Consider the following 20,768-nt stretch of genomic DNA (forward strand, 5'->3'; position numbering starts at 1 on the left):
GAGAGCCCGCATTCCGGGCGGTTATCTGATGCTCTATCGCCGTTTCGAACAACTGATCGACATATTCCGCGACGCCCCCACGGCGTCCCCTCCAGACCGTGTCTGGCCCTTCTATGTTTACTACCTCAAACAGGTCTGGCCGAGTTTCGCCGCCCTGCTCGTCGTTGGCCTGTTTGCCGCGCTGATCGAAGTGGCGCTGTTCAGTTACCTGAGCCGCATCATCGACCTGGCCCAAGGCACGCCGAACCCGAATTTCTTCAGCGACCACGCCCTCGAACTGACGTGGATGGTGGTGGTTGCCCTCGTGTTGCGGCCGATCTTTTTCGGCCTGCACGACCTGCTGGTGCATCAGACGCTGAGCCCCGGCATGACCAGCATGATCCGCTGGCAGAACCACAGCTATGTGCTCAAGCAGAGCCTGAATTTCTTCCAGAATGACTTCGCCGGGCGCATCGCCCAACGCATCATGCAGACCGGCAACTCGCTGCGTGATTCTGCGGTGCAAGCGGTGGATGCGCTGTGGCACGTGGTGATTTACGCGATCAGCTCGCTGGTACTGTTCGCCGAAGCCGACTGGCGTTTGATGATCCCGTTGCTGCTGTGGATTGCCGCCTACATCGGCGCGCTCTACTACTTTGTGCCACGGGTCAAACAACGCTCGGTGGAAGCCTCCGACGCGCGCTCGAAACTGATGGGGCGCATCGTCGACGGCTACACCAACATCGCCACGCTGAAGCTGTTCGCCCACACCAATTTCGAACAGCACTACGCCAAGGAAGCCATCGAAGAGCAGACCGTCAAAGCCCAACTGGCTGGCCGCGTGGTTACCAGCATGGACGTGGCGATCACCACCATGAACGGCTTGCTGATCGTCGGCACCACCGCGTTGGCCCTGTGGTTGTGGACGCAATCGTTGATCACCGTCGGCGCGATTGCTTTGGCGACCGGTCTGGTGATTCGCATCGTCAACATGTCCGGCTGGATCATGTGGGTGGTCACCGGCATTTTCGAAAACATCGGCATGGTGCAGGACGGTCTGCAGACCATTGCGCAACCGGTCAGCGTCACCGATCGCGAAGACGCTAAACCGCTGCAAGTAGCCCGTGGCGAAGTGCGTTTCGAGCATGTGGATTTTCACTACGGCAAGAAGCGCGGGATCATCGGCGACCTCAACCTGAACATCAAACCGGGCGAAAAAATCGGTTTGATCGGGCCGTCCGGCGCCGGTAAATCGACCTTGGTCAACCTGCTGCTGCGCCTGTACGACGTCGAGGGCGGACGCATTCTGATCGACGGGCAGAACATCGCCGACGTCGGTCAGGAAAGCCTGCGCGCGCGCATCGGCATGATCACCCAGGACACTTCGTTGCTGCACCGTTCGATCCGCGACAACTTGTTGTACGGCAAACCGGACGCGACCGATGCCGAGTTGTGGGACGCGGTGCACAAGGCACGCGCCGATGAGTTTATTCCGCTGCTGTCGGACGCCGAGGGCCGTACCGGTTTCGATGCGCACGTCGGTGAGCGCGGGGTGAAATTGTCCGGTGGTCAGCGTCAGCGCATTGCGATAGCACGGGTGCTGCTCAAGGACGCGCCGATCCTGATCATGGACGAAGCCACCTCGGCGCTGGACTCGGAAGTCGAAGCGGCGATTCAGGAAAGTCTGGAAACCTTGATGCAGGGCAAAACCGTGATTGCGATTGCGCACCGGCTCTCGACGATTGCGCGGATGGATCGGCTGGTGGTGCTCGAGAACGGCAAGATCGCCGAGAGCGGTACTCATGCTGAGCTGCTCGCGCATCGCGGTTTGTATTCGCGGCTTTGGGCGCACCAGACCGGGGGGTTCGTCGGTATCGACTGATGCCCTGAATGATCGTTCCCACGCTCCGCGTGGGAATGCAGCCCGTGACGCTCCGCGTCACTGGACGCGGAGCGTCCCTTGAGGCATTCCCACGCAGAGCGTGGGAACGATCACTGTAGGAGCTGCCGCAGGCTGCGATCTTTGCTTTTTGCCCCGCTGGAAATCCGTAAAAACCCTGCTGTACTCAGCCAAGGCTTCGGAACGGAGCCTGTCGTAAGTCTGCAAGGACGCACAACTCGATGCAGTCTCGATAGCAGCGCTATCAAGGACTCTTCTCATGTCTCTGTTGAAACGTTCAGCTACGGAGTTGTTGGGTACGTTCTGGTTGGTGTTGGGTGGTTGCGGCAGTGCGGTGATCGCCGCGTCTTCGCCGTTGGGTATCGGCGTGCTGGGGGTGGCCCTGGCGTTTGGTCTGACGGTGCTGACCATGGCGTTCGCCATCGGCCACATCAGCGGATGTCACCTCAACCCGGCCGTGTCGGTCGGTCTGGTCGTCGGCGGTCGATTCCCCGCCAAAGAGTTGCCTGCTTACATCATTGCCCAAGTGCTCGGCGCGATCCTCGCGGCGGCGCTGATCGCTCATATCGCCAGCGGCAAGGAAGGTTTCGATATTGCCTCCGGCCTCGCGTCCAACGGTTATGGCGAGCATTCTCCCGGCAAGTATTCGATGGCGGCAGGGTTTGTCACTGAGCTGGTGATGACCGCGATGTTCGTGATCATCATCCTCGGCGCGACCGACAGACGCGCACCACCGGGGCTGGCACCGATTGCGATTGGTCTGGGTCTGACGCTGATCCACCTGATCTCGATTCCGGTCACCAACACCTCGGTCAACCCGGCGCGCAGTACCGGGCCGGCGCTGATGGTGGGCGGCTGGGCGATTGCGCAGTTGTGGATGTTCTGGGTGGCGCCGCTGATAGGCGCGGTGGTGGGCGGCGGGATCTACCGCTGGCTGGGCAAAGAAGAAACCTGAGCCCAACACAAAACCCTGTAGGAGCAGAGCTTGCTCGCGAAAGCGGTGTATCAGTCGATACTTTCGTGACTGCTACACCGCTTTCGCAAGCAAGCTCTGCTCCTACAAGGGTTCTAGGTTTGGCGGTAGGGTAAGGCTGTTCGGGCTTCTTCGGCGTACGCGAGGACGCCGGCGCGCTCTTGCTCGAGGAAATCTTTGACTGCTGCTTTCAAGCCCGGATGACGCAAGTAATGCCAAGAATGCGTGATCACCGGCTCAAACCCGCGAATCAATTTGTGCTCCCCCTGAGCACCCGCATCAAACCGCTGAAAGCCATTGGCAATCGCGTAATCCATGCCCTGATAGAAACACGTCTCAAAATGCAGCCGATCAAACTCCGCCAGGCAGCCCCAATAACGTCCGTAGAAACTGTCGCCACCGACCAGACTGAAGGCCATCGCCACCGGCCGTGAACCTTGTTTAGCCAGCACCACACGAATCGCTTCGGGCATGCGCTCGGCGAGCAAACTGAAAAACTCCCGCGTCAGATAAGGCGCTTGGCGACGCACCGCATAGGTATTGGCGTAGCAGGCATAAACGAAATCCCACTGCGCCTCATCCAGCTCACGTCCTTCCAGCCATTCAAACTCAAAACCCTGCCCCGCCACTTGCTCGCGCTCTTTGCGCATCTGCTTGCGCTTGCGCGAAGCGAGCACGTCGAGGAAGTCTTGAAAGTCGCGATAACCCCGATTTTGCCAGTGATACTGACAGCCGATGCGCTGCAGCCAGCCGGGTTGCTCGGCCATCGCTGCATCGGTAAACGGGTCAGTGAAGTTGATGTGCGCGCTGGAAAGCTCTTCGATTTCCAGATACCCCGGCAGACTTTTCAGCAGTTCGAAACCGTCCTCGACATTCGCCGCCAATAAGCGCGGGCCGCTGACCGGGCTGAACGGCACGGCGATCAACAATTTGGGGTAATAGTCGATACCGGCGCGGGCACAGGCGTCGGCCCAGCCATGATCGAACACGTACTCACCGTAGGAATGCCACTTGCGGTAAGTGGGCAACGCGGCGATCAGTCGATCATCTTCGATGTGCAGCAAATGCTCCGGCAGCCAACCGGTGTGCGGGCCAACGCTGCCGCTGTCTTCCAGCGCACTGAGAAAGGCATGCCGCAGAAACGGCTGATTCTCGGGCACCAACGCGTCCCAACTCGCCGGGGCGATTTCTGACAGGTTTTGCAGGCGTTGCAACGGCATCAACGGGCTCTCCACATCGGGGCTTCAAAGCCCGGCGAGTATCGCTTATCGACGTGCTTTGCACACGCTCCTTCGGCCGACACCGCTCTAAATCAATCGTTCCGGCCAAACACCCATCGTCATCATCCTGCCATCACTGTGCCACTGCACTGTCATAAACCATCGCGATACTGGCGCCTGTTTTTAGAGCGTCGGGTTATAGCCCGGCCACTGTTTTCCGACCTTCAACCGTCGGTTGTGTCCAGGATGGTTCAGCCATCCCCTTTCATCTTCGGAGATTGCTATGCGTCTTGCTTCCACGAAAACTGCGGCGGCCCTGTGTGGCGGCCTGTTGCTGGCCATGAGTGTTCCGGCCAGCGCCGCAGTCGACGCCAAACTGCTCGACATGCTTAAAGCCAACGGCTCGATTTCCCAGGCGCAGTACATCGAACTGCAAACCGAACTGGCCAAGGATCAGAAGGCTCAGCAAATCGCGCAGCAGGCGCAGCAAGAGACCAATGAACAAGTCGCGGCTGTCGCGAAGAAGACCAACGAACAAAGCGCTTTCGATCAGAAACTGGCGTGGGCAGCGAAGACTCAATTCAAGGGCGACGTGCGCATCCGTCAGGAGACCGTCAAGATCGACGGCGAATCCAACAACGGCGGTCGCGACAAGGATCGCCAGCGTATCCGTGCCCGCCTCGGCGCCTACACCGAGATCAACCCGCAAGTCGACACCGGCATCCGCATCGCCACTGGCGGCGGCGACGACGCTCGTTCGACCAACCAGGATCTGGACAACTATTTCGACAAGAAGCAGATCTGGCTCGACCTGGGCTACATCGATTACCACCCCGATCAGATCAAGAACCTGCACGTGATCGGCGGCAAGATGCTGCAACCGTGGGTGAGCATGGGCGACGTGATCTGGGATGGCGACATCAACCCGGAAGGTCTGGCCGTTACTTACAAATACCCACTGGGCAGCACCGCCGAACTGTTCGGCAGCCTGGGCAACTACACCCTCAAGGACAACGTCGATGGCGAAGGCGTGCAGTTCCGTCACGATCTGCGTCTGACCGCCGGCCAGTTGGGTAGCCGTCTGGCGATCACCGACAACCTGAAACTGACCGTCGGCGGCAGCGTTTACGCCTACCAGAACGACGAAGACAGTCGCTGCACCGGCACGTCGACACCGTGCGCGCTGTCGGTCAACGGCAACTCGGCGAACAACGAATTCCGTCTGTATGAAGGGTTCAGCCAACTCGACATCGGCGGTCTGGCTATGCCTCTGTCGTTCTACGGTCAGTACGTGAAAAACAACGACGCCGTGACCGACGCGGACACCGCCTGGCTGATCGGCGCCAAGTCGAAAGTCTTCGGTTTCAACCTCGATTACAACTACCGTGATGTGCAGCGCGACGCTGTGGTGGGGGCCTTCACCGACTCCGACTTCGCCAACGGCACCACCGGCTCGCGTGGCCACAAGTTCAAGGTCGGTTACGACATCGACAAGAACTTCGCCATCGGTGCCACGTACTTCCTGACCAAGGCCGACTTCGCCAGCCGTACTCAGCGTGACGCGGACACCAACACCCTGCAACTGGATGCCGAAGCCAAGTTCTAACCGCGTCAATTTAGCCCGGTGCGGGCGGGACGATCCCCATCATCCGTTCGTTTCACCCGCACTGTGCTACTCCCTTGTAGGAGCTGCCGAAGGCTGCGATCTTTTGATCTTGTTTATAAAGGTCAAAAGATCGCAGCCTTCGGCAGCTCCTACAGGTCTTTGCGGCGTTGTTCGGCGAGGCGTTCGGCCAAGGCGTCCACGCCCTCCTCCGGCTTTTCCGGCATCGCTTTCAACGTGGCCTGCATCAAGCGCATCTGCCGAATAAAGCGGCGGCAATTGGGGCAGAACATCAGGTGATGACGCACCATCAGTTTCTCGCGGAAGCTCAACTGGCCATCGAGATAATCGCTGGAGCGCGCCACTTGTTCTTTACAGGTCAGCATTCGCCGGTCTCCTCAAAATGCTCCACCGTGGCGAAGACTTTCAGCCGCGCCCGATGCAGCAGCACACGGACATTGGAGAGCGAGATCTCCAGAAGATTACAGATCTCTTCCAGCTCCAGACCCTGCCGTTCGCGCAGCAGCAAAACACTGCTTTGCAGCTCCGACAGACTGAGCAACGTGTGCTCAAGACAGTCGCGCAATTCACCTTCGGTGAGCAGTGCTTCGGGGGTGTCCTGGTGCCAGGCGAACGGGGCGATCAGCCAATGGCCGTCACCGGGGGAAAAGCGGTCGTCGTCGATGCTGCCGTGGGGTGACGGCAAGTCATCCATCAGCACTTCGCGGCGATTTTGCTTGTAGCGGCTTTTGGCGGAGTTGGCGGTGATGGTCAGCAGCCAGGTTTTCAGGCTGGAACGACCTTCGAAGGTGCCGATATGGCGAACCACGGAAAGCCAGGCATCCTGCACCACTTCTTCGACGTGACGCTGACCGACGATGGCATAGGCCACGGCGCGCATCGCGCTTTGATAGGTGCTGACGAGTTCCTTGAAAGCCTTCTGCTCACCGGCCAGCAGGCGTTCGAGCAGTTGGGTGTCGTCCGTTGCGGCCATGCATTACCTCTCTGAAAGCAAAAGATCGCAGCCTTCGGCAGCTCCTACAAGGATCAGTGCAGGAGCTGCCGAAGGCGGCGATCTTTAAGGCGCGATCAACGTTTACGCAGGATCACACTGCCGATTGAGTAACCGGCACCGAACGAGCTCAGCACGGCCAGCGAACCGGCGGCCAGATCGTCCTGATATTTGTGGAACGCGATGACCGAACCCGCCGAGCTGGTGTTGGCGTAGGTGTCGAGAATCACCGGGGCTTCTTCTTCGGTGGCTTCGCGACCGAGCAGTTTGCGCACGATCAGGTGGTTCATGCTCAGGTTGGCCTGGTGCAGCCAGAAGCGCTTCACGTCGCCGACGTTGAGTTGGTTCTCTTGCAGGTGCTCACCGATCAACTCGGCAACCATCGGGCAGACATCCTTGAACACCTTGCGGCCTTCCTGCACGAACAGCTTGTCGCGGGCACCGACGCCCTCTTCTGCTGCGCGGTTAAGGAAGCCGAAATTGTTGCGGATGTTGTTGGAGAACTTGGTCAGCAGTTTGGTGCTGACCACGTCGAACTGGTGCTTGGAGGTGGCGGTGTCCGCACGTTCGATGATCACCGCAGTCGCAGCGTCGCCGAAGATGAAGTGGCTGTCGCGGTCACGGAAGTTCAGGTGACCGGTGCAGACTTCCGGGTTTACCATCAGGATCGCCCGGGCCTGGCCCAGTTGCACGCTGTTGGCAGCGGCCTGAATGCCGAAGGTCGCCGAGGAGCAAGCGACGTTCATGTCGAAACCGAAGCCTTGAATGCCCAGCGCTTCCTGGACTTCGATGGCGATGGCCGGGTAGGCGCGTTGCAGGTTGGAGCAGGCGACGATCACGCCGTCGATGTCAGCGGCGGTTTTGCCGGCGCGTTGCAGGGCCTGTTCGGCTGCGCCGATGGCCATCTGGCAGAGCACCGACCATTCGTCGTTGGAACGCTCGGGCAGACGCGGGGCCATGCGTTGCGGGTCGAGGATGCCGTCCTTGTCCATGACAAAGCGGCTTTTGATGCCCGAGGCTTTTTCGATGAAGGCTGCGCTGGATTCGGTCAGGGCCTGGACTTCGCCGCTGGCAATGGCGTCGGCGTTGTCGGCGTTGAATTGCGCGACGTAGGTATTGAAAGACTGCACCAGCTCTTCGTTGGAGATGCTGTTGGCCGGGGTGTACAGGCCGGTGCCGCTGATGACGACGTTATGCATGGTCGTTTCTCTAATCTGTTCAGGCAGAAAGTGCTGGAACCGTCGTACCAACACACAAAGGGTCTATTCCCATCCGGGGGACGCAAACCTGGCATCGTTTTATTCCGCCACGCGACACGGCCGAAGGCTCTGGGTCGCGAAACCGGCGTTTATGGTCGCGAAGTTTGCCATAAACGCAGGGATTTGGCCCCTTTCTCAAGATCAACACGAATGATCGTTCCCACGCTCCTGCGTGGGAACGCAGCCCGTGACGCTCCGCGTCACTGGACGCGGAGCGTCCCCAGAGGCGTTCCCACGCAGAGCGTGGGAACGATCAGCGGTGGGGGCTCAGGGTTCAACCTGGCTCCACTGTTTGTTCAGGCGTTTGTCGGAGATCGGAGTTTTCGTGCCCAACTGCTGGGCGAACAGGGAAACCCGGTATTCCTCCAGCCACCAGCGGTACAGCTCAAGTTGCGGATCGCGTTTGCCTTCCTGTGCATGCTTGGCGGCGCGAGCCTGATATTGCGCCCAGAGACCGGCCAGTTCGCCGCTCCAGACGCGATCCTTCTGCACTTGCGCGCCAAGTTTCTCGAAACGCTGCTCTACCGCTTTCAGGTAACGCGGGATTTCTTTCAGCCACTGCATCGGCGTCTCGCGCACGAACCCCGGATACACCAGGTTACTAATCTGCTGCTTGATGTCGTTCAGTGCCACGGCCTGAGCAAGATCAATCTTGCCCTTGAAGCGTTTCTGCAAACCGTGCCACAGCTTGAGAATTTCCAGGGTCAACCGCGCCACACGTTCAGCGTGCTCCGTCCAACCGCCGCGTTTGCGCTCCGCCAGTGCCGCCAGACCGGCGCCATCACGCGGCAACGGGTCTTCGCCTTCGAGAATGCAACTGTCGAGGCTGGCCAGCAGAATATCTTCAACCAACGCATCGACCCGGCCCAAATCGCGATAGAGCAAGCCCAACTCAGTCTGCCCCGGCAATTTGCTGCGCAGAAACTTCGCCGGCTCGGCCAGTTGCTGCATCAACAAACGCTGCAACGCACGACGGTGTTGGAACTCGGCTTCAGCCGGTGTCGAGAAACGCCCTTCCTTGACCGTGCCGCCCTCTTCGACCAGCGCCGGATACACCGTCATCGACAACCCGGCGATCTTCTGTTGAGTCTTTTCCGCGACTGGTGCGAAGACTTTCGCCTCTACCGGTTGCTGACTTTTCGCACTCTGCGGCACCGCCAAGGCGGCCTGACTGGCCTCGGCAAAACGCGCGGTCAACTCGGCCAGATCACGTCCTTCACCGAGGAATTTGCCTTGGCCGTCGACGATTTCCAGATTCATCCGCAGATGCCCTTCGACGCCTTGCTCAGCCTCCGCCCACGCTTCATCGCTGACCCGCGCGCCGGTCATGCGCAACAGTTCACGACCCAGCGCTTGCGGCAACGAACCCTCTGCAAAGGTCATACGTTGCAACGCCGCTTTGATAAAGTCCGGCACTGGCACGAAGTTCTTGCGCAAGGCTTTCGGCAAGTTACGCACGAGGGCGATGCACTTGGCCTCGATCAGCCCTGGCACCAGCCACTCCAGACGCTCCGGCGGCAGCATCGGCAACAGCGGCGCCGGCACACGCAAAGTCACGCCGTCGCGCGGGTGATTCGGTTCGAAGTGATAGGTCAGCGCCAGTTCCAGATCGCCGATGTGCAGCGTGTCCGGGTAATGCATCGCGGTGACTTCACTGGCCTCGCGGGCCAGCACGTCTTCTTCGCGCATGATCAACAGCTGCGGATCTTTTTGACTGTTGATGCGATACCAGCTGTCGAACGTCGCGGTCTGATGGATCTCCGCCGGCAGCCGCGCGTCGTAGAACGCGTAAAGGGTTTCTTCGTCGGCGAGAATGTCACGGCGACGGGCCTTGGCTTCGAGTTCGTCGAGTTGTTCCAGCAGTTGTTTGTTGGCGCTCAGGCACTTGGCTTTCGACTGAATTTCGCCGCGCACCAGACCTTCGCGGATAAACAGCTCGCGGGAAACCACTGGATCCACCGGGCCGTAATGCACGGGGCGACGACCAACCACGATCAACCCGAACAGAGTGATCTGCTCGAACGCGACGACCTGGCCGCGCTTCTTTTCCCAATGCGGTTCGAAGTGGTTTTTCTTGATCAAGTGCCCGGCCAGCGGTTCGATCCAGTCGGCGTCGATCTTGGCGACCATGCGCGCGTAAAGCTTGGTGGTTTCCACCAGTTCGGCGGTCATCAACCATTGCGGACGCTTCTTGCCGATGCCCGACGAGGGGTGAATCCAGAAGCGCCGCTGCCGCGCGCCGAGGTAATCGCCGTCCTCGGTTTTTTGACCGATCTGGCTGAGCAGACCGACCAACACGGCTTTGTGCAGCTTCGGATAATCCGCCGGCTCTTTGTTCAGGCTCAACTGCATGTCGCGGCAGATCAAGCTCAACTGGCGATGGGAATCGCGCCACTCGCGCAGACGCAGGTAGTTGAGGAAATTCTTCCGGCACCAGTTGCGCAGCGGACTCGCGGTCAGGGCCTGGCGCTGTTCTTCGAAGCCACGCCAAAGATTCACCAATCCGGCGAAATCCGAGTCGATGTCTTTCCACTGCGCGTGGGCTTGATCTGCAGCTTGCTGACGCTCCGGCGGGCGCTCGCGCGGATCCTGAATCGACATCGCACTGGCGACGATCAACACTTCCTGCAGGCTGCCCAGTTTCGCCGCTTCAAGCAGCATGCGCCCCATGCGCGGGTCGACCGGCAAACGCGCCAACTGGCGACCGAGCGGCGTCAGCTGGCTGTTGCGATCCACTGCCGAGAGTTCTTGCAGCAGATTGAAACCGTCGCTGATCGCCTTACCATCCGGCGGCTCGATAAACGGGAACGCGGTGATCTCGCCGAGGCGCAGATGCAGCATCTGCAAAATGACCGCGGCGAGGTTGGTGCGCAGAATCTCAGGATCGGTAAATTCCGGACGCCCGAGGAAATCTTCTTCGCTGTACAACCGAATGCAGATACCCGGCTCGACCCGGCCGCAGCGACCTTTACGCTGATTGGCGCTGGCCTGGGAAATCGCCTCGATCGGCAGACGCTGCACCTTGGCGCGGTAGCTGTAACGGCTGATGCGCGCTGTGCCGCTGTCGATCACGTAACGGATGCCCGGTACGGTCAGCGAAGTCTCGGCGACGTTGGTCGCGAGCACCACGCGGCGGCCCGGGTGCGACTGGAAAATCCGCTGCTGCTCGGCCGGCGACAGGCGCGCGTACAGCGGCAGAATTTCAGTGTGTTTGAGTTGGGCTTTGCGCAGCATGTCGGCAGCGTCACGAATCTCGCGCTCGCCTGGCAAGAACACCAGCACATCGCCGGGACTGCGGCGTTCACTGCGTTCGTAAGCGGCGATTTCGTCGAGGGTGGCAAGGATCGCCTGATCCACCGTCAGGTCATCCTCGACACGGTTGCCCTCTTCGTCCTGCTCGAGCGTCAGCGGGCGATACCAGGTATCGACCGGGAAGGTACGGCCGGAGACTTCAACAATCGGCGCATCGTCGAAGTGCTTGGAGAAGCGCTCCAGATCGATGGTCGCCGAGGTGATGATGACTTTCAGATCCGGGCGGCGCGGCAGCAGGGTTTTCAGGTAACCGAGCAGGAAGTCGATGTTGAGGCTGCGCTCGTGGGCTTCGTCGACGATGATCGTGTCGTAGCGTTCGAGGTAGCGATCATTCTGGGTTTCCGCGAGCAGAATGCCGTCGGTCATCAGTTTGATCAGCGTGTTGGAATCGCTCTGATCTTCGAAACGCACCTGATAGCCGACCAGCGACCCGAGCGGCGTGCCGAGTTCTTCGGCAACCCGACTGGCCACACTGCGGGCAGCGATTCGACGCGGCTGGGTGTGGCCGATCAAGCCGTGCTGACCGCGACCGATCTCCAGACAGATTTTCGGTAATTGCGTGGTTTTACCCGAACCGGTTTCGCCGGCGATGATCAAGACCTGGTGCTTTTCCAGCGCTTTCTTGATCTCGTCGCGCTTGGCGGCGATCGGCAAACTGTCGTCGTAACGAATCACCGGCAGGCTGGCCTTGCGCGCCAGCACCTGATCACAGGACGCCTGCATGCGCGTCACCCACTGGGCCAGTTTGGCCTCATCAGGTTTCTTGCGCAGCTCAAGCAACTGCCGCCGCAGCCGGTGACGGTCGGCGAGCATGGCGTGGTCGAGGTTTTTCAGCAGTTTGTCGATGGAGGGCGATTCGTCGGTCATCGGGTACGCAATTCGGTCGTCTATTTGTGCAGGGGGCCGATTGTCGCAGATTTGGCGGATTTGTGGCGTGTCAGGGGGATTGCTGCCCTCACCCTAGCCCTCTCCCAGAGGGAGAGGGGACCGACCGAGTCAACTTTGCCAGCTTCGCCGACCTGAACGTGCATCACCGAATCCATAATCGCCAAGGCCTATCAGGTCGGCGTTCGACTTGAGACACCTCGGTCGGCCCCCTCTCCCTCCGGGAGAGGGCTGGGGTGAGGGTGTTTTTTAAAAAGGGCTATTCGTTGTCGAGACCTTTGCGCCGATACGGGAAAACATCAATGACCTTCCCCGCCCGAATCGCCTCCTGCAGGCTCTTCCAGTAATCGGCGTTATACAACTCGCCATGCAACTGATCGAACAACTTGCGCTGCCCCGAATCGGCAAACAGGAACGGCGGAAACTCCTCGGGAAACACATCCAGCGGCCCGATCGAATACCACGGTTCCGAGGCCATTTCGTCCTCCGGCGTGCGCGGCGCAGGAATGTGACGGAAGTTGGCTTCGGTCAGGAAACAGATCTCGTCATAGTCATAAAACACCACACGCCCGTGACGGGTAACGCCAAAGTTCTTCAGCAGCATGTCGCCGGGAAAGATGTTCGCCGCCGCCAGTTGTTTGATCGCCAGTCCGTAATCCTCCAGCGCCTCACGCACTTGCGCGTCATTGGCGTTCTCCAGATAGAGGTTGAGCGGGGTCATTCGCCGCTCTGTCCAGCAGTGGCGGATCAGCACGGTGTCGCCCTCAACCGATACCGTCGACGCTGCCACTTCGAGCAATTCCTCAAGACACGCTGGATCAAACTTAGTCAGCGGAAAACGGAAATCGGCAAATTCCTGGGTATCGGCCATACGCCCTACCCGGTCGACGCTTTTCACCAGTCGGTACTTCTCGATCACCGTCGCACGGTCGACGTTTTTCGAGGGCGAAAAACGGTCTTTGATGATTTTGAAAACGGTGTTGAAACCCGGCAGGGTGAACACGCTCATGACCATGCCACGCACGCCCGGTGCCATGATGAATTGATCGTCGGTATTGGCCAGGTGATTGATCAGCGCCCGGTAAAACTCGGATTTGCCGTGTTTGTAAAAGCCGATCGAGGTGTACAGCTCAGCGATGTGTTTGCCCGGCAGAATGCGCCGCAGGAAGCCGATAAACTCCGCCGGCACCGGCACATCGACCATGAAGTACGAACGGGTGAAGGAGAAGATGATCGATACGTCGGCTTCGTCAGTGATCAACGCATCAATCTGAATGCCGCGCCCTTCGCGGTGCAGCAACGGAATCACCAGCGGCCATTGTTCGTCGCGGGTGTAGATGCGCCCGACCAGATACGCGCCTTTGTTACGGTACAACACCGAGGAAAACAGCTCGACGCTAAGCTCCGGATCCTTGCACACCCAGTCCGGCAGGTTCTCACGCAGTTGCGCTTCTAGGCGCTGCAGGTCACCCGGTAAATCGGCGTAATCCTCGTTGAAGCGGTAATCGGCAAAAATGCTCGCGAGCATCCCCGATAACTGCCCTTGCGGTTTGTAGGTGCGGGTTTGCGCGGCGCGGGCACGGCGCAGGCTCGGGCGCGTGGTGTGGATGAACATGCAGCCATCGCTGATCAGATCGTGGCTGAACAGCCCGCAGAAAATCGAGTTGTACCAGGTCTCGGACAGTTCATCGTCGAAGCGCAGGTCGATAACGCTGATATAGGCGCTTTTCACCAGCGGCCAGCAGCTGACGTTCATCAGCGTGCCGTCGTCGAAATGTTCGCGCAAGCGGGCGATTGTCTCGCCGACCTTTTCCTCGTAGAGGTTGATCCGCGCTGCCGACGCCGTTTGCGTCTCCTGCCAGCGCGCCTGTTCGAAACGCTCGCGCGCGCCGTCAGTGATTCGGCGGAAATGCTCGCGGTAATCGTCAAAGCCATCGAGGATCATGCGGGCGATGTCGGTGGCTGGCCATTGCTGCGGCATAAATGAGACCTCGGCGTACGTTTGGAAATCTGTGCCTGAGCTTAGCCACGGTTGCGGGCACAGGTGAAGTGCAATTTCGGCCAAATGCCGTTCCGGTTGTTACCGCGTACGGTTTTCTGCGTGTAGGCGGCGGCTGCGGGAAATTAAATGTCCGATTAGCGGTTGCCTTGATCCGGGGCCTCGGCAACACTCTCGTCCCGATCAAGGAAGGAGCCCCGCCGTGAGCCCTGTCGATATTTTCCGTATGTTGTCGCTGGCAGCCATCTGGGGCGCGAGTTTCCTGTTCATGCGCGTGATTGCGCCCGTGATCGGGACCATTCCGACCGCGTTTTTTCGCGTATCGATCGCTGCCGTCGGTCTGCTGGTGATCCTCGGTTTGATGCGCATCAGCTGGGATTTCAAAGGCAAACTGAAAACCGTGATGCTGCTCGGCGTGATCAACTCGGGGATTCCGGCGACGCTGTACTCGGTTGCCGCGCAAGTGCTGCCGGCCGGTTACTCGGCGATTTTCAACGCCACCACGCCGTTGATGGGCGTGTTGATTGGCGGATTGTTCTTCAGTGAAAGATTGACCGTCGCCAAGTTGAGCGGCGTCTTCCTCGGACTGTTTGGGGTTGGCGTGCTGACGCGCGCAGGGCCGGTGGCATTCGATCTGGAATTGTTGATGGGCGCCGTCGCCTGCCTGCTGGCGACCACCTGTTATGGCTTCGCCGGGTTTCTTGCGCGGCGCTGGCTGGATCAGGCTGGCGGACTGGACAGTCGGTTATCGGCACTGGGCAGCATGCTCGGCGCGACATTGTTCCTGCTGCCGCTGTTTGGCTACAGCGTGGCAACCCAGCCACCCGTGAGTTGGGGCGGCTGGCATGTCTGGCTGTCGCTGCTCGGTCTGGGTCTGGGCTGCACGGCGTTCGCATACATCATTTATTTCCGCCTACTCAGCTCGATCGGCCCGGTGAAATCGATGACCGTGACCTTCATGATTCCGCCGTTTGGCGTGTTGTGGGGGGCGTTGCTGCTGGATGAGCCGCTGTCGATGGCGCACATTTATGGCGGCGTGCTGATTGCGGCGGCGTTGTGGCTGGTGCTGAAGCCTGCGGTGGTTAAGTCGGCGGAGGTACCGGCCCGGTAGATTTGTGCTGGTGCAGAAAAGGCTATCGCGAGCAGGCTCACTCCTACAATTGGAATGCATCCCCCTGCAGGAGTGAGCCGCTCGCGATTGGCGGCCGAACAGCCGCCACCTGACTCTCTGTTACCCCGTTTTACGAAACACAAACGCCAACCCAACAATGATCAGCAGCATCCCCAGCACACTCAACGCCGCCAGCCGATTACCGAAAATCAGGTAATCCATCACCGCCGTCACCGCCGGCACCAGATAAAACAGGCTGGTGACGTTCACCAGATTGCCCTGCGCAATCAGCCGATACAGCAACAGCGTCGCCAGCACCGACACCACCAGCCCCATCCACAACACCGGCAGGAAAAACCCTGCGCTGTGTTCAAAATGAAACGGCTGGAACGGCACAAAAATCCCGCACAGCAACAGCCCGGCGAGGTACTGCACCGGCAACGTGCCGAGGGGATTGTCGGTGATGCGCTTCTGCATGATCGAACCGAGCGTCATGCTCGCCAACGCCAGCAACCCGAAGAGCATTCCCGCCCAGGACATGCCGGCCAGACCGATACCCTGATAGACCACCATGATCAGCCCGGCCAGCCCCAGCGCCAGGCCGAACAAGCGGCTCGCTGAACGCTGCCGTTCCATCAGCACCACGGTAAGGATCGGCTGCACGCCCATGATCGTGGCCATCACGCCGGGTGTGACTTTGGTGTTCAGGGCCAGCAGATAGAAAATCTGATAAGCCCCCAACAACACCACGCCCGTGGCAATCGCATACAGCATCGGCTTGCCGCCCTTGGGCAACTTCAACTTGAGCAACGGCGCCAGCAGTACCAGCCCGCACAAGGCAATCGCAAAACGTATCAGCAGAAAGGCAAAGGGTGACGCGTGCGCCAGCCCCCATTTGGAGAAGATCGCCCCGCTGCTCCACAGCAGAACGAACAGGCTCGTGGACGCCGCCGCGAGCGCGGTTTTTTTCGAAAGGACAAACATGAATACCACCTGTAGTCAGGCAAATAGCCAACTCAGCCGAGGCTGAAATTCAGTAGGTTTTTTCAGGCGGGCACGGGGGGCAGCAAAAACGCTGATCAGCCCGAAACGCCAACGCCCGGCGGTGATACGACTGCGCACACCGGCGTGCTACTGACAGGTGGAGGGTAATGACTGATCTGCCTTGGCTGCTGATTCCCGCACGGCACGACGCCAGCGTTGACCGCTGAATCGACTACCGCGTTGATGAGGGATGCAGGCATTGGGGCTGATCTTTTTAAGGTGAGGATGTGAGTCGGTTGACTCACGTGGGCTGACTATAACCAGCGCGGGACACGGATTGCAATGATTTGGGCAAAGGGCCGCTAGCGACGGATTGAGGAGAGCTGAATAGGCTGTTGAGCAACCGTAACACCTATTAATGGGGAGACATGGAATGCTCGAAATCATATGCCAAGGGAACGGAGTTGTCTGCGCTATCAGCTGTATCGGTCACAGGCCAGAAAACAGGCAAGTATCGCCACTGGCCTATTACAGCTTCCAGCGGGGCCGGACTTGTCGATAGTACGCTTCGAACCTATCGATGCCATAGCACTCAGCGCATTTGAGCTTTGGGAGAATCCGCATTTTTGCTGGCGAGAGGTTGCCGCATGGAAGTCGCTAGAGCCCCTGTCCTTGGATATTGCGATCTGGCTTGGAGATCAACTGTGCGGTCTGTGTTTCGTCAATCCGAACAAAAGCCGCCAGCGAATTCGAATCGTGCGATTGGAGGGACGGCCAGGAACACCTCACCCGCTTAAAAAGCGTATTGCGATTCTGGCGATGATAGCCATCGATGAATTTGCGCAGATAATCGGCAGTAACTGCATTGAAATACAGGAACCGTTACAAGGAGCAATTCCTGTTTATACAAAACTCGGCTTCAAATTTGATTTGGCAGGCCGCCTTGTCCTCGCAGTGGAGAGTAAAGTATCGTGAAAACTGTTCAAGTAATGATCAACGAGGGCGGGAGCATGCGTAAATCTGTGAAAAAATCCCCCACCAAGAAAAGATTAATCAAAATGGACGAAAAGCTCATTTCCTCCGAGCTTTCAGCCAATCAGCAGGGCTTTCTCAAGCTACTGAGTACAGGCATCGAAGACGAACCCGATGTTCTCGCTGGACGGCGTTGACTCGCAGGCAATCAAAAAAACCGCTCCCAAAGAGCGGTTTTTTCATTTCAATGTCCAGCCTCAGCCAAACAACCAATACCCCAACAACGTCAACACCACCACCGCCAATACCGGTCGTGCCACGCGGTAGGCCTTGGGATTACGGCGCTTCCACTGTTTCACAACGCCGCTGAATTTGTCGCTGAAGTTCTTGCTCCAGGCGTAAGCCTGGTTGATCCCGCCCACGCGTTCATCATCGAGGTTCTGTGGCGCAGTCGCGCGGCCGAGCCAAGCGCTGATCGAACGGTTGATGCGAGTCATGAAGCGGTTTTTCAGCGGACGTTCGACGTCGCAGAACAGAATGACGCGGGTTTGCTCGGTTTCGTTTTTAACCCAGTGCACGTAGGTCTCATCGAACATCACGTCTTCACCGTCGCGCCAGGCGTAAACCTGGCCGTCGACGAAGATCCGGCAGTCGTCAGAGTTAGGCGTCGACAAGCCGAGGTGATAACGCAATGAGCCTGCAAACGGATCGCGGTGCGGGTTGAGGTGGCTGCCGCCCGGCAACAACGCAAACATCGCGCCTTTTACATTCGGGATCGCACTGACCAGCGCCACGGTTTTCGGGCACAGGGTTTCGGCTGAAGGCAGCGGTTTGTCGTACCACTTGAGGTAGAAACGCTTCCAGCCTTTCTTGAAGAACGAACCGAAACCGGCATCGTTGTTCTTCTCGGCGGCGCGAATATAGCCCTCGTCGAACAGGTGCATCGCTTCGTCGCGGATGGTTTCCCAGTTGTCGCGCAACACGTCCAGCTCTGGAAACTTGCTGCGATCCAGATACGGCTTCGACGGTACGCCAGAGAACATGTACATCAAGGCGTTGTACGGAGCGAACAGCGCCGAATGGTTGACGAACTGACGCAGTACCGGCAAACGCGCCTTGCCGCGCAAATGCACATAGAGCGTGCTGCCGAGAAACAGCAACAGCACAAACGCCTTGGCGGCAAACGAAACGGTCATCCACAACTCCTTGATAAAAAACGACGCTGCGATGCCATTTACCCGGCATGGCAGCCGGCCATGATAAACACTACCGGCGTCGGGAAAAACCCGTGCATTCCAAGATTCAGTGTTAAGCAATGCGCAATAAAGCGCTTATTAACATAACGATCCTGAACCTTGGCTGACCTGAATCAATCCAGATTACTGCTGATTCTCCTGCTCGGTGAACAGGTCGCTGAATAACATGCTCGACAGATAACGTTCGCCTGAGTCCGGCAGGATCACGACGATGGTCTTGCCCTGCATTTCCGGGGTCTCCGCCAGACGCACGGCAACCGCCATCGCTGCACCGCAGGAGATCCCGCACAAGATCCCTTCTTCCTGCATCAAACGCAGGGCCATGGCTTTCGATTCTTCGTCAGTCACCAACTCAACCCGGTCTACCATCGACAGATCGAGGTTTTTCGGCACAAAACCTGCGCCGATACCCTGAATCTTGTGCGGGCTCGGCTTGATCTCTTCACCGGCCAGCGCTTGCGTGATCACCGGTGAGGACACCGGCTCCACGGCCACGGAGAGAATCGGTTTGCCCTGGGTATTCTTGATATACCGCGAAACACCGGTGATGGTTCCGCCGGTTCCGACGCCGGCCACCAATACGTCGACAGCGCCATCGGTGTCGTTCCAGATTTCCGGGCCGGTGGTTTTTTCATGAATGGCCGGGTTGGCCGGGTTATCGAACTGCGCGGGCATGAAGTATTTGTCGGCATCACTGGCCACGATTTCAGCAGCTTTTTCGATCGCGCCTTTCATGCCCTTGGCCGGTTCGGTCAACACCAGTTCAGCGCCCAGTGCTTTGAGCACCTTGCGGCGCTCGATGCTCATCGAGGCGGGCATGGTCAGCATCAATTTGTAACCGCGAGCGGCGGCGACGAAGGCCAGGCCGATGCCAGTGTTGCCCGAGGTCGGCTCGACGATGGTCATGCCGGGCTTGAGTTTGCCGCTGCTTTCGGCGTCCCAGATCATGTTGGCACCGATCCGGCATTTCACCGAATAACCGGGGTTGCGCCCCTCGATCTTGGCCAGAATGGTCACGCCACGCGGCGCAATACGGTTGATCTGCACCAGCGGCGTGTTGCCGATGGAATGGGCATTGTCAGCAAAAATACGGCTCATGGCTGGGTCCTTATGCAGCGTTGAATTCAGCGCTCCAAGGTATGCCTGTTGCCCATCACAGTCCAGTCGAGGCGAACGTCTGCAACACGTAGTAGTCAATCGCTTTACATCGTTCGGGAATTGTCACCATGAAACGTCGTTACAGTTGGCCGCTATGGACTTTTGCGGGAATCGTCGTGCTGCTGATCGCGCTGCACATCGCCCTGCCCTACGTGGTGCGCGATTACCTGAATGACAAACTGGCCAACATGGGCGATTACCGTGGTCAGATCACCGACGTTGACCTGGCGTGGTGGCGCGGCGCCTACAAAATCAACGGTCTGAAGATTGTCAAAGTCGACGGCAAAGTGCCGGTGCCGTTCGTTAACGCACCGTTGATCGACCTTTCAGTCAGTTGGCACTCGCTGTGGTACGACCATGCCGTCGTCGCTCAAGTGAAGTTCTTCAAACCTGAAATCAACTTCGTCGACGGTGGCGCCAACAAACAGAATTCCCAGACCGGTCAAGGCACCGACTGGCGTGAGCAGTTGGGCAAGTTGTTGCCCATCACCCTCGACGAAGTGCAGATCAACGACGGTCGCATCAGTTTCCGCAACTTCAACTCCAAACCGCCGGTGAACATGAATGCCACTGACGTCAACGCGAGCATCTACAACCTGACCAACGTGGTCGATAAGGACGGTAAACGCGACGCCCGTTTCGAAGGCAAAGCCTTGCTACTCGGCCACGCACCGCTGGAAACCACCGCCACCTTCGATCCGTTGAGCAATTTTGAAGACTTCGAATTCCGCCTGCGCGCCAAAGATATCGAACTCAAGAGCATGAACGACTTCGCTTCGGCCTACGGCAAGTTCGACTTCAATGCCGGTCACGGCGATGTAGTGATTGAGGCCAAAGCCAAAAAGGCGCAAGTCAACGGCTACATCAAACCCCTGCTGCGTGACGTTGAAGTGTTCAACTGGCAGCAGGACGTGGAAAACAAGAACAAAAGCATCTTCCGCTCCGTCTGGGAAGCGCTGGTCGGCGGCACGGAAACCGTGCTGAAGAATCAGGCGAAAAACCAGTTCGCGACCAAGGTTGAGCTGAGCGGCAATGTGCATCAGCAAAATATCAGCGCGTTTGAAGCGTTTTTGCAGATTTTGCGTAATGGCTTTGTTCAGGCATTCAATGCGCGGTATGAACGGCCTAAGCCGGATGCGGGTTAG

Annotated in this window: 16 protein-coding genes; 7 read left to right on the forward strand and 9 right to left on the reverse strand. The window is 58.7% G+C overall.

Annotated features, from left to right (window positions below; all coding sequences use genetic code 11):
- Positions 1 to 28: 28 nt before the first annotated feature.
- Both ACIP1X_RS07040 and aqpZ read left to right on the forward strand, forming a co-directional pair.
- The gene (locus ACIP1X_RS07040) at positions 29 to 1,861 is read left to right on the forward strand and encodes an ABC transporter ATP-binding protein (protein WP_053118159.1); all 1,833 of its coding nucleotides are present in this window, start codon (positions 29 to 31) and stop codon (positions 1,859 to 1,861) included.
- 277 nt (positions 1,862 to 2,138) lie between these two features.
- Entirely contained in the window at positions 2,139 to 2,834 is a 696-nt protein-coding gene (gene aqpZ / locus ACIP1X_RS07045) for an aquaporin Z (RefSeq protein WP_053118157.1), read from the forward strand.
- Between the two features lie 113 nt (positions 2,835 to 2,947).
- Here the strand turns inward: aqpZ and ACIP1X_RS07050 are convergent, their stop codons facing one another.
- A complete protein-coding gene (locus tag ACIP1X_RS07050) occupies positions 2,948 to 4,072 on the reverse strand; it encodes a GNAT family N-acetyltransferase (protein WP_400750606.1) in 1,125 nt (374 codons plus the stop codon).
- Positions 4,073 to 4,355: 283 nt separating this feature from the next.
- On the opposite strand from ACIP1X_RS07050, the gene ACIP1X_RS07055 reads away from it, so the two are divergent.
- Positions 4,356 to 5,678: a putative porin gene (locus tag ACIP1X_RS07055; RefSeq protein WP_053118153.1), complete on the forward strand. Its 1,323-nt coding sequence runs from the start codon at positions 4,356 to 4,358 to the stop codon at positions 5,676 to 5,678.
- A 149-nt stretch (positions 5,679 to 5,827) separates the two neighbouring features.
- Here the strand turns inward: ACIP1X_RS07055 and ACIP1X_RS07060 are convergent, their stop codons facing one another.
- The 5 genes from ACIP1X_RS07060 to aceK all read right to left on the reverse strand — a co-directional run bounded on the left by ACIP1X_RS07060 (position 5,828) and on the right by aceK (position 14,124).
- On the reverse strand, positions 5,828 to 6,061 hold the full coding sequence (locus ACIP1X_RS07060) for an anti-sigma factor (RefSeq protein ID WP_159814655.1): 234 nt from the start codon (positions 6,059 to 6,061) through the stop codon (positions 5,828 to 5,830).
- Entirely contained in the window at positions 6,055 to 6,669 is a 615-nt protein-coding gene (locus tag ACIP1X_RS07065; protein ID WP_053118150.1) for an RNA polymerase sigma factor, read from the reverse strand. The genes ACIP1X_RS07060 and ACIP1X_RS07065 overlap by 7 nt, the downstream gene beginning before the upstream one ends.
- Positions 6,670 to 6,764: 95 nt before the next feature.
- Complete coding sequence (locus ACIP1X_RS07070) at positions 6,765 to 7,886, reverse strand: beta-ketoacyl-ACP synthase III (protein WP_141127922.1); 1,122 nt, start codon at positions 7,884 to 7,886, stop codon at positions 6,765 to 6,767.
- A 327-nt stretch (positions 7,887 to 8,213) separates the two neighbouring features.
- Positions 8,214 to 12,125 (reverse strand): ATP-dependent RNA helicase HrpA, encoded by a 3,912-nt coding sequence (gene hrpA / locus ACIP1X_RS07075; protein ID WP_400750609.1) that lies wholly within the window; start codon positions 12,123 to 12,125, stop codon positions 8,214 to 8,216.
- 277 nt (positions 12,126 to 12,402) lie between these two features.
- On the reverse strand, positions 12,403 to 14,124 hold the full coding sequence (gene aceK, locus ACIP1X_RS07080; RefSeq protein ID WP_400750612.1) for a bifunctional isocitrate dehydrogenase kinase/phosphatase: 1,722 nt from the start codon (positions 14,122 to 14,124) through the stop codon (positions 12,403 to 12,405).
- Positions 14,125 to 14,344: 220 nt separating this feature from the next.
- On the opposite strand from aceK, the gene ACIP1X_RS07085 reads away from it, so the two are divergent.
- Positions 14,345 to 15,253, forward strand: coding sequence for a DMT family transporter (locus ACIP1X_RS07085; RefSeq protein WP_400750614.1), 909 nt, complete (start codon positions 14,345 to 14,347; stop codon positions 15,251 to 15,253).
- 120 nt (positions 15,254 to 15,373) lie between these two features.
- On the opposite strand, the gene ACIP1X_RS07090 is transcribed toward ACIP1X_RS07085, so the two are convergent.
- On the reverse strand, positions 15,374 to 16,237 hold the full coding sequence (locus ACIP1X_RS07090; RefSeq protein ID WP_400750617.1) for a DMT family transporter: 864 nt from the start codon (positions 16,235 to 16,237) through the stop codon (positions 15,374 to 15,376).
- A 552-nt stretch (positions 16,238 to 16,789) separates the two neighbouring features.
- Here ACIP1X_RS07090 and ACIP1X_RS07095 point away from each other — a divergent pair.
- Both ACIP1X_RS07095 and ACIP1X_RS07100 read left to right on the forward strand, forming a co-directional pair.
- A complete protein-coding gene (locus tag ACIP1X_RS07095) occupies positions 16,790 to 17,212 on the forward strand; it encodes a hypothetical protein (protein WP_400750620.1) in 423 nt (140 codons plus the stop codon).
- Positions 17,209 to 17,406 (forward strand): hypothetical protein, encoded by a 198-nt coding sequence (locus ACIP1X_RS07100; RefSeq protein ID WP_400750623.1) that lies wholly within the window; start codon positions 17,209 to 17,211, stop codon positions 17,404 to 17,406. Before ACIP1X_RS07095 ends, ACIP1X_RS07100 begins: the two co-directional genes overlap by 4 nt.
- Positions 17,407 to 17,466: 60 nt before the next feature.
- Here ACIP1X_RS07100 and ACIP1X_RS07105 read toward each other — a convergent pair whose 3' ends face one another.
- Together ACIP1X_RS07105 and cysK are read right to left on the reverse strand one after the other, a co-directional pair.
- Complete coding sequence (locus ACIP1X_RS07105; RefSeq protein ID WP_212545186.1) at positions 17,467 to 18,405, reverse strand: aspartyl/asparaginyl beta-hydroxylase domain-containing protein; 939 nt, start codon at positions 18,403 to 18,405, stop codon at positions 17,467 to 17,469.
- A gap of 183 nt (positions 18,406 to 18,588) precedes the next feature.
- Positions 18,589 to 19,563 (reverse strand): cysteine synthase A, encoded by a 975-nt coding sequence (cysK, locus tag ACIP1X_RS07110; protein ID WP_159814663.1) that lies wholly within the window; start codon positions 19,561 to 19,563, stop codon positions 18,589 to 18,591.
- A gap of 128 nt (positions 19,564 to 19,691) precedes the next feature.
- On the opposite strand from cysK, the gene ACIP1X_RS07115 reads away from it, so the two are divergent.
- On the forward strand, positions 19,692 to 20,768 hold the full coding sequence (locus ACIP1X_RS07115) for a DUF748 domain-containing protein (protein ID WP_053118132.1): 1,077 nt from the start codon (positions 19,692 to 19,694) through the stop codon (positions 20,766 to 20,768).

The sequence above is a fragment of the Pseudomonas sp. NPDC088885 genome, assembly GCF_044750025.1.
Taxonomy (GTDB): domain Bacteria; phylum Pseudomonadota; class Gammaproteobacteria; order Pseudomonadales; family Pseudomonadaceae; genus Aquipseudomonas; species Aquipseudomonas rustica.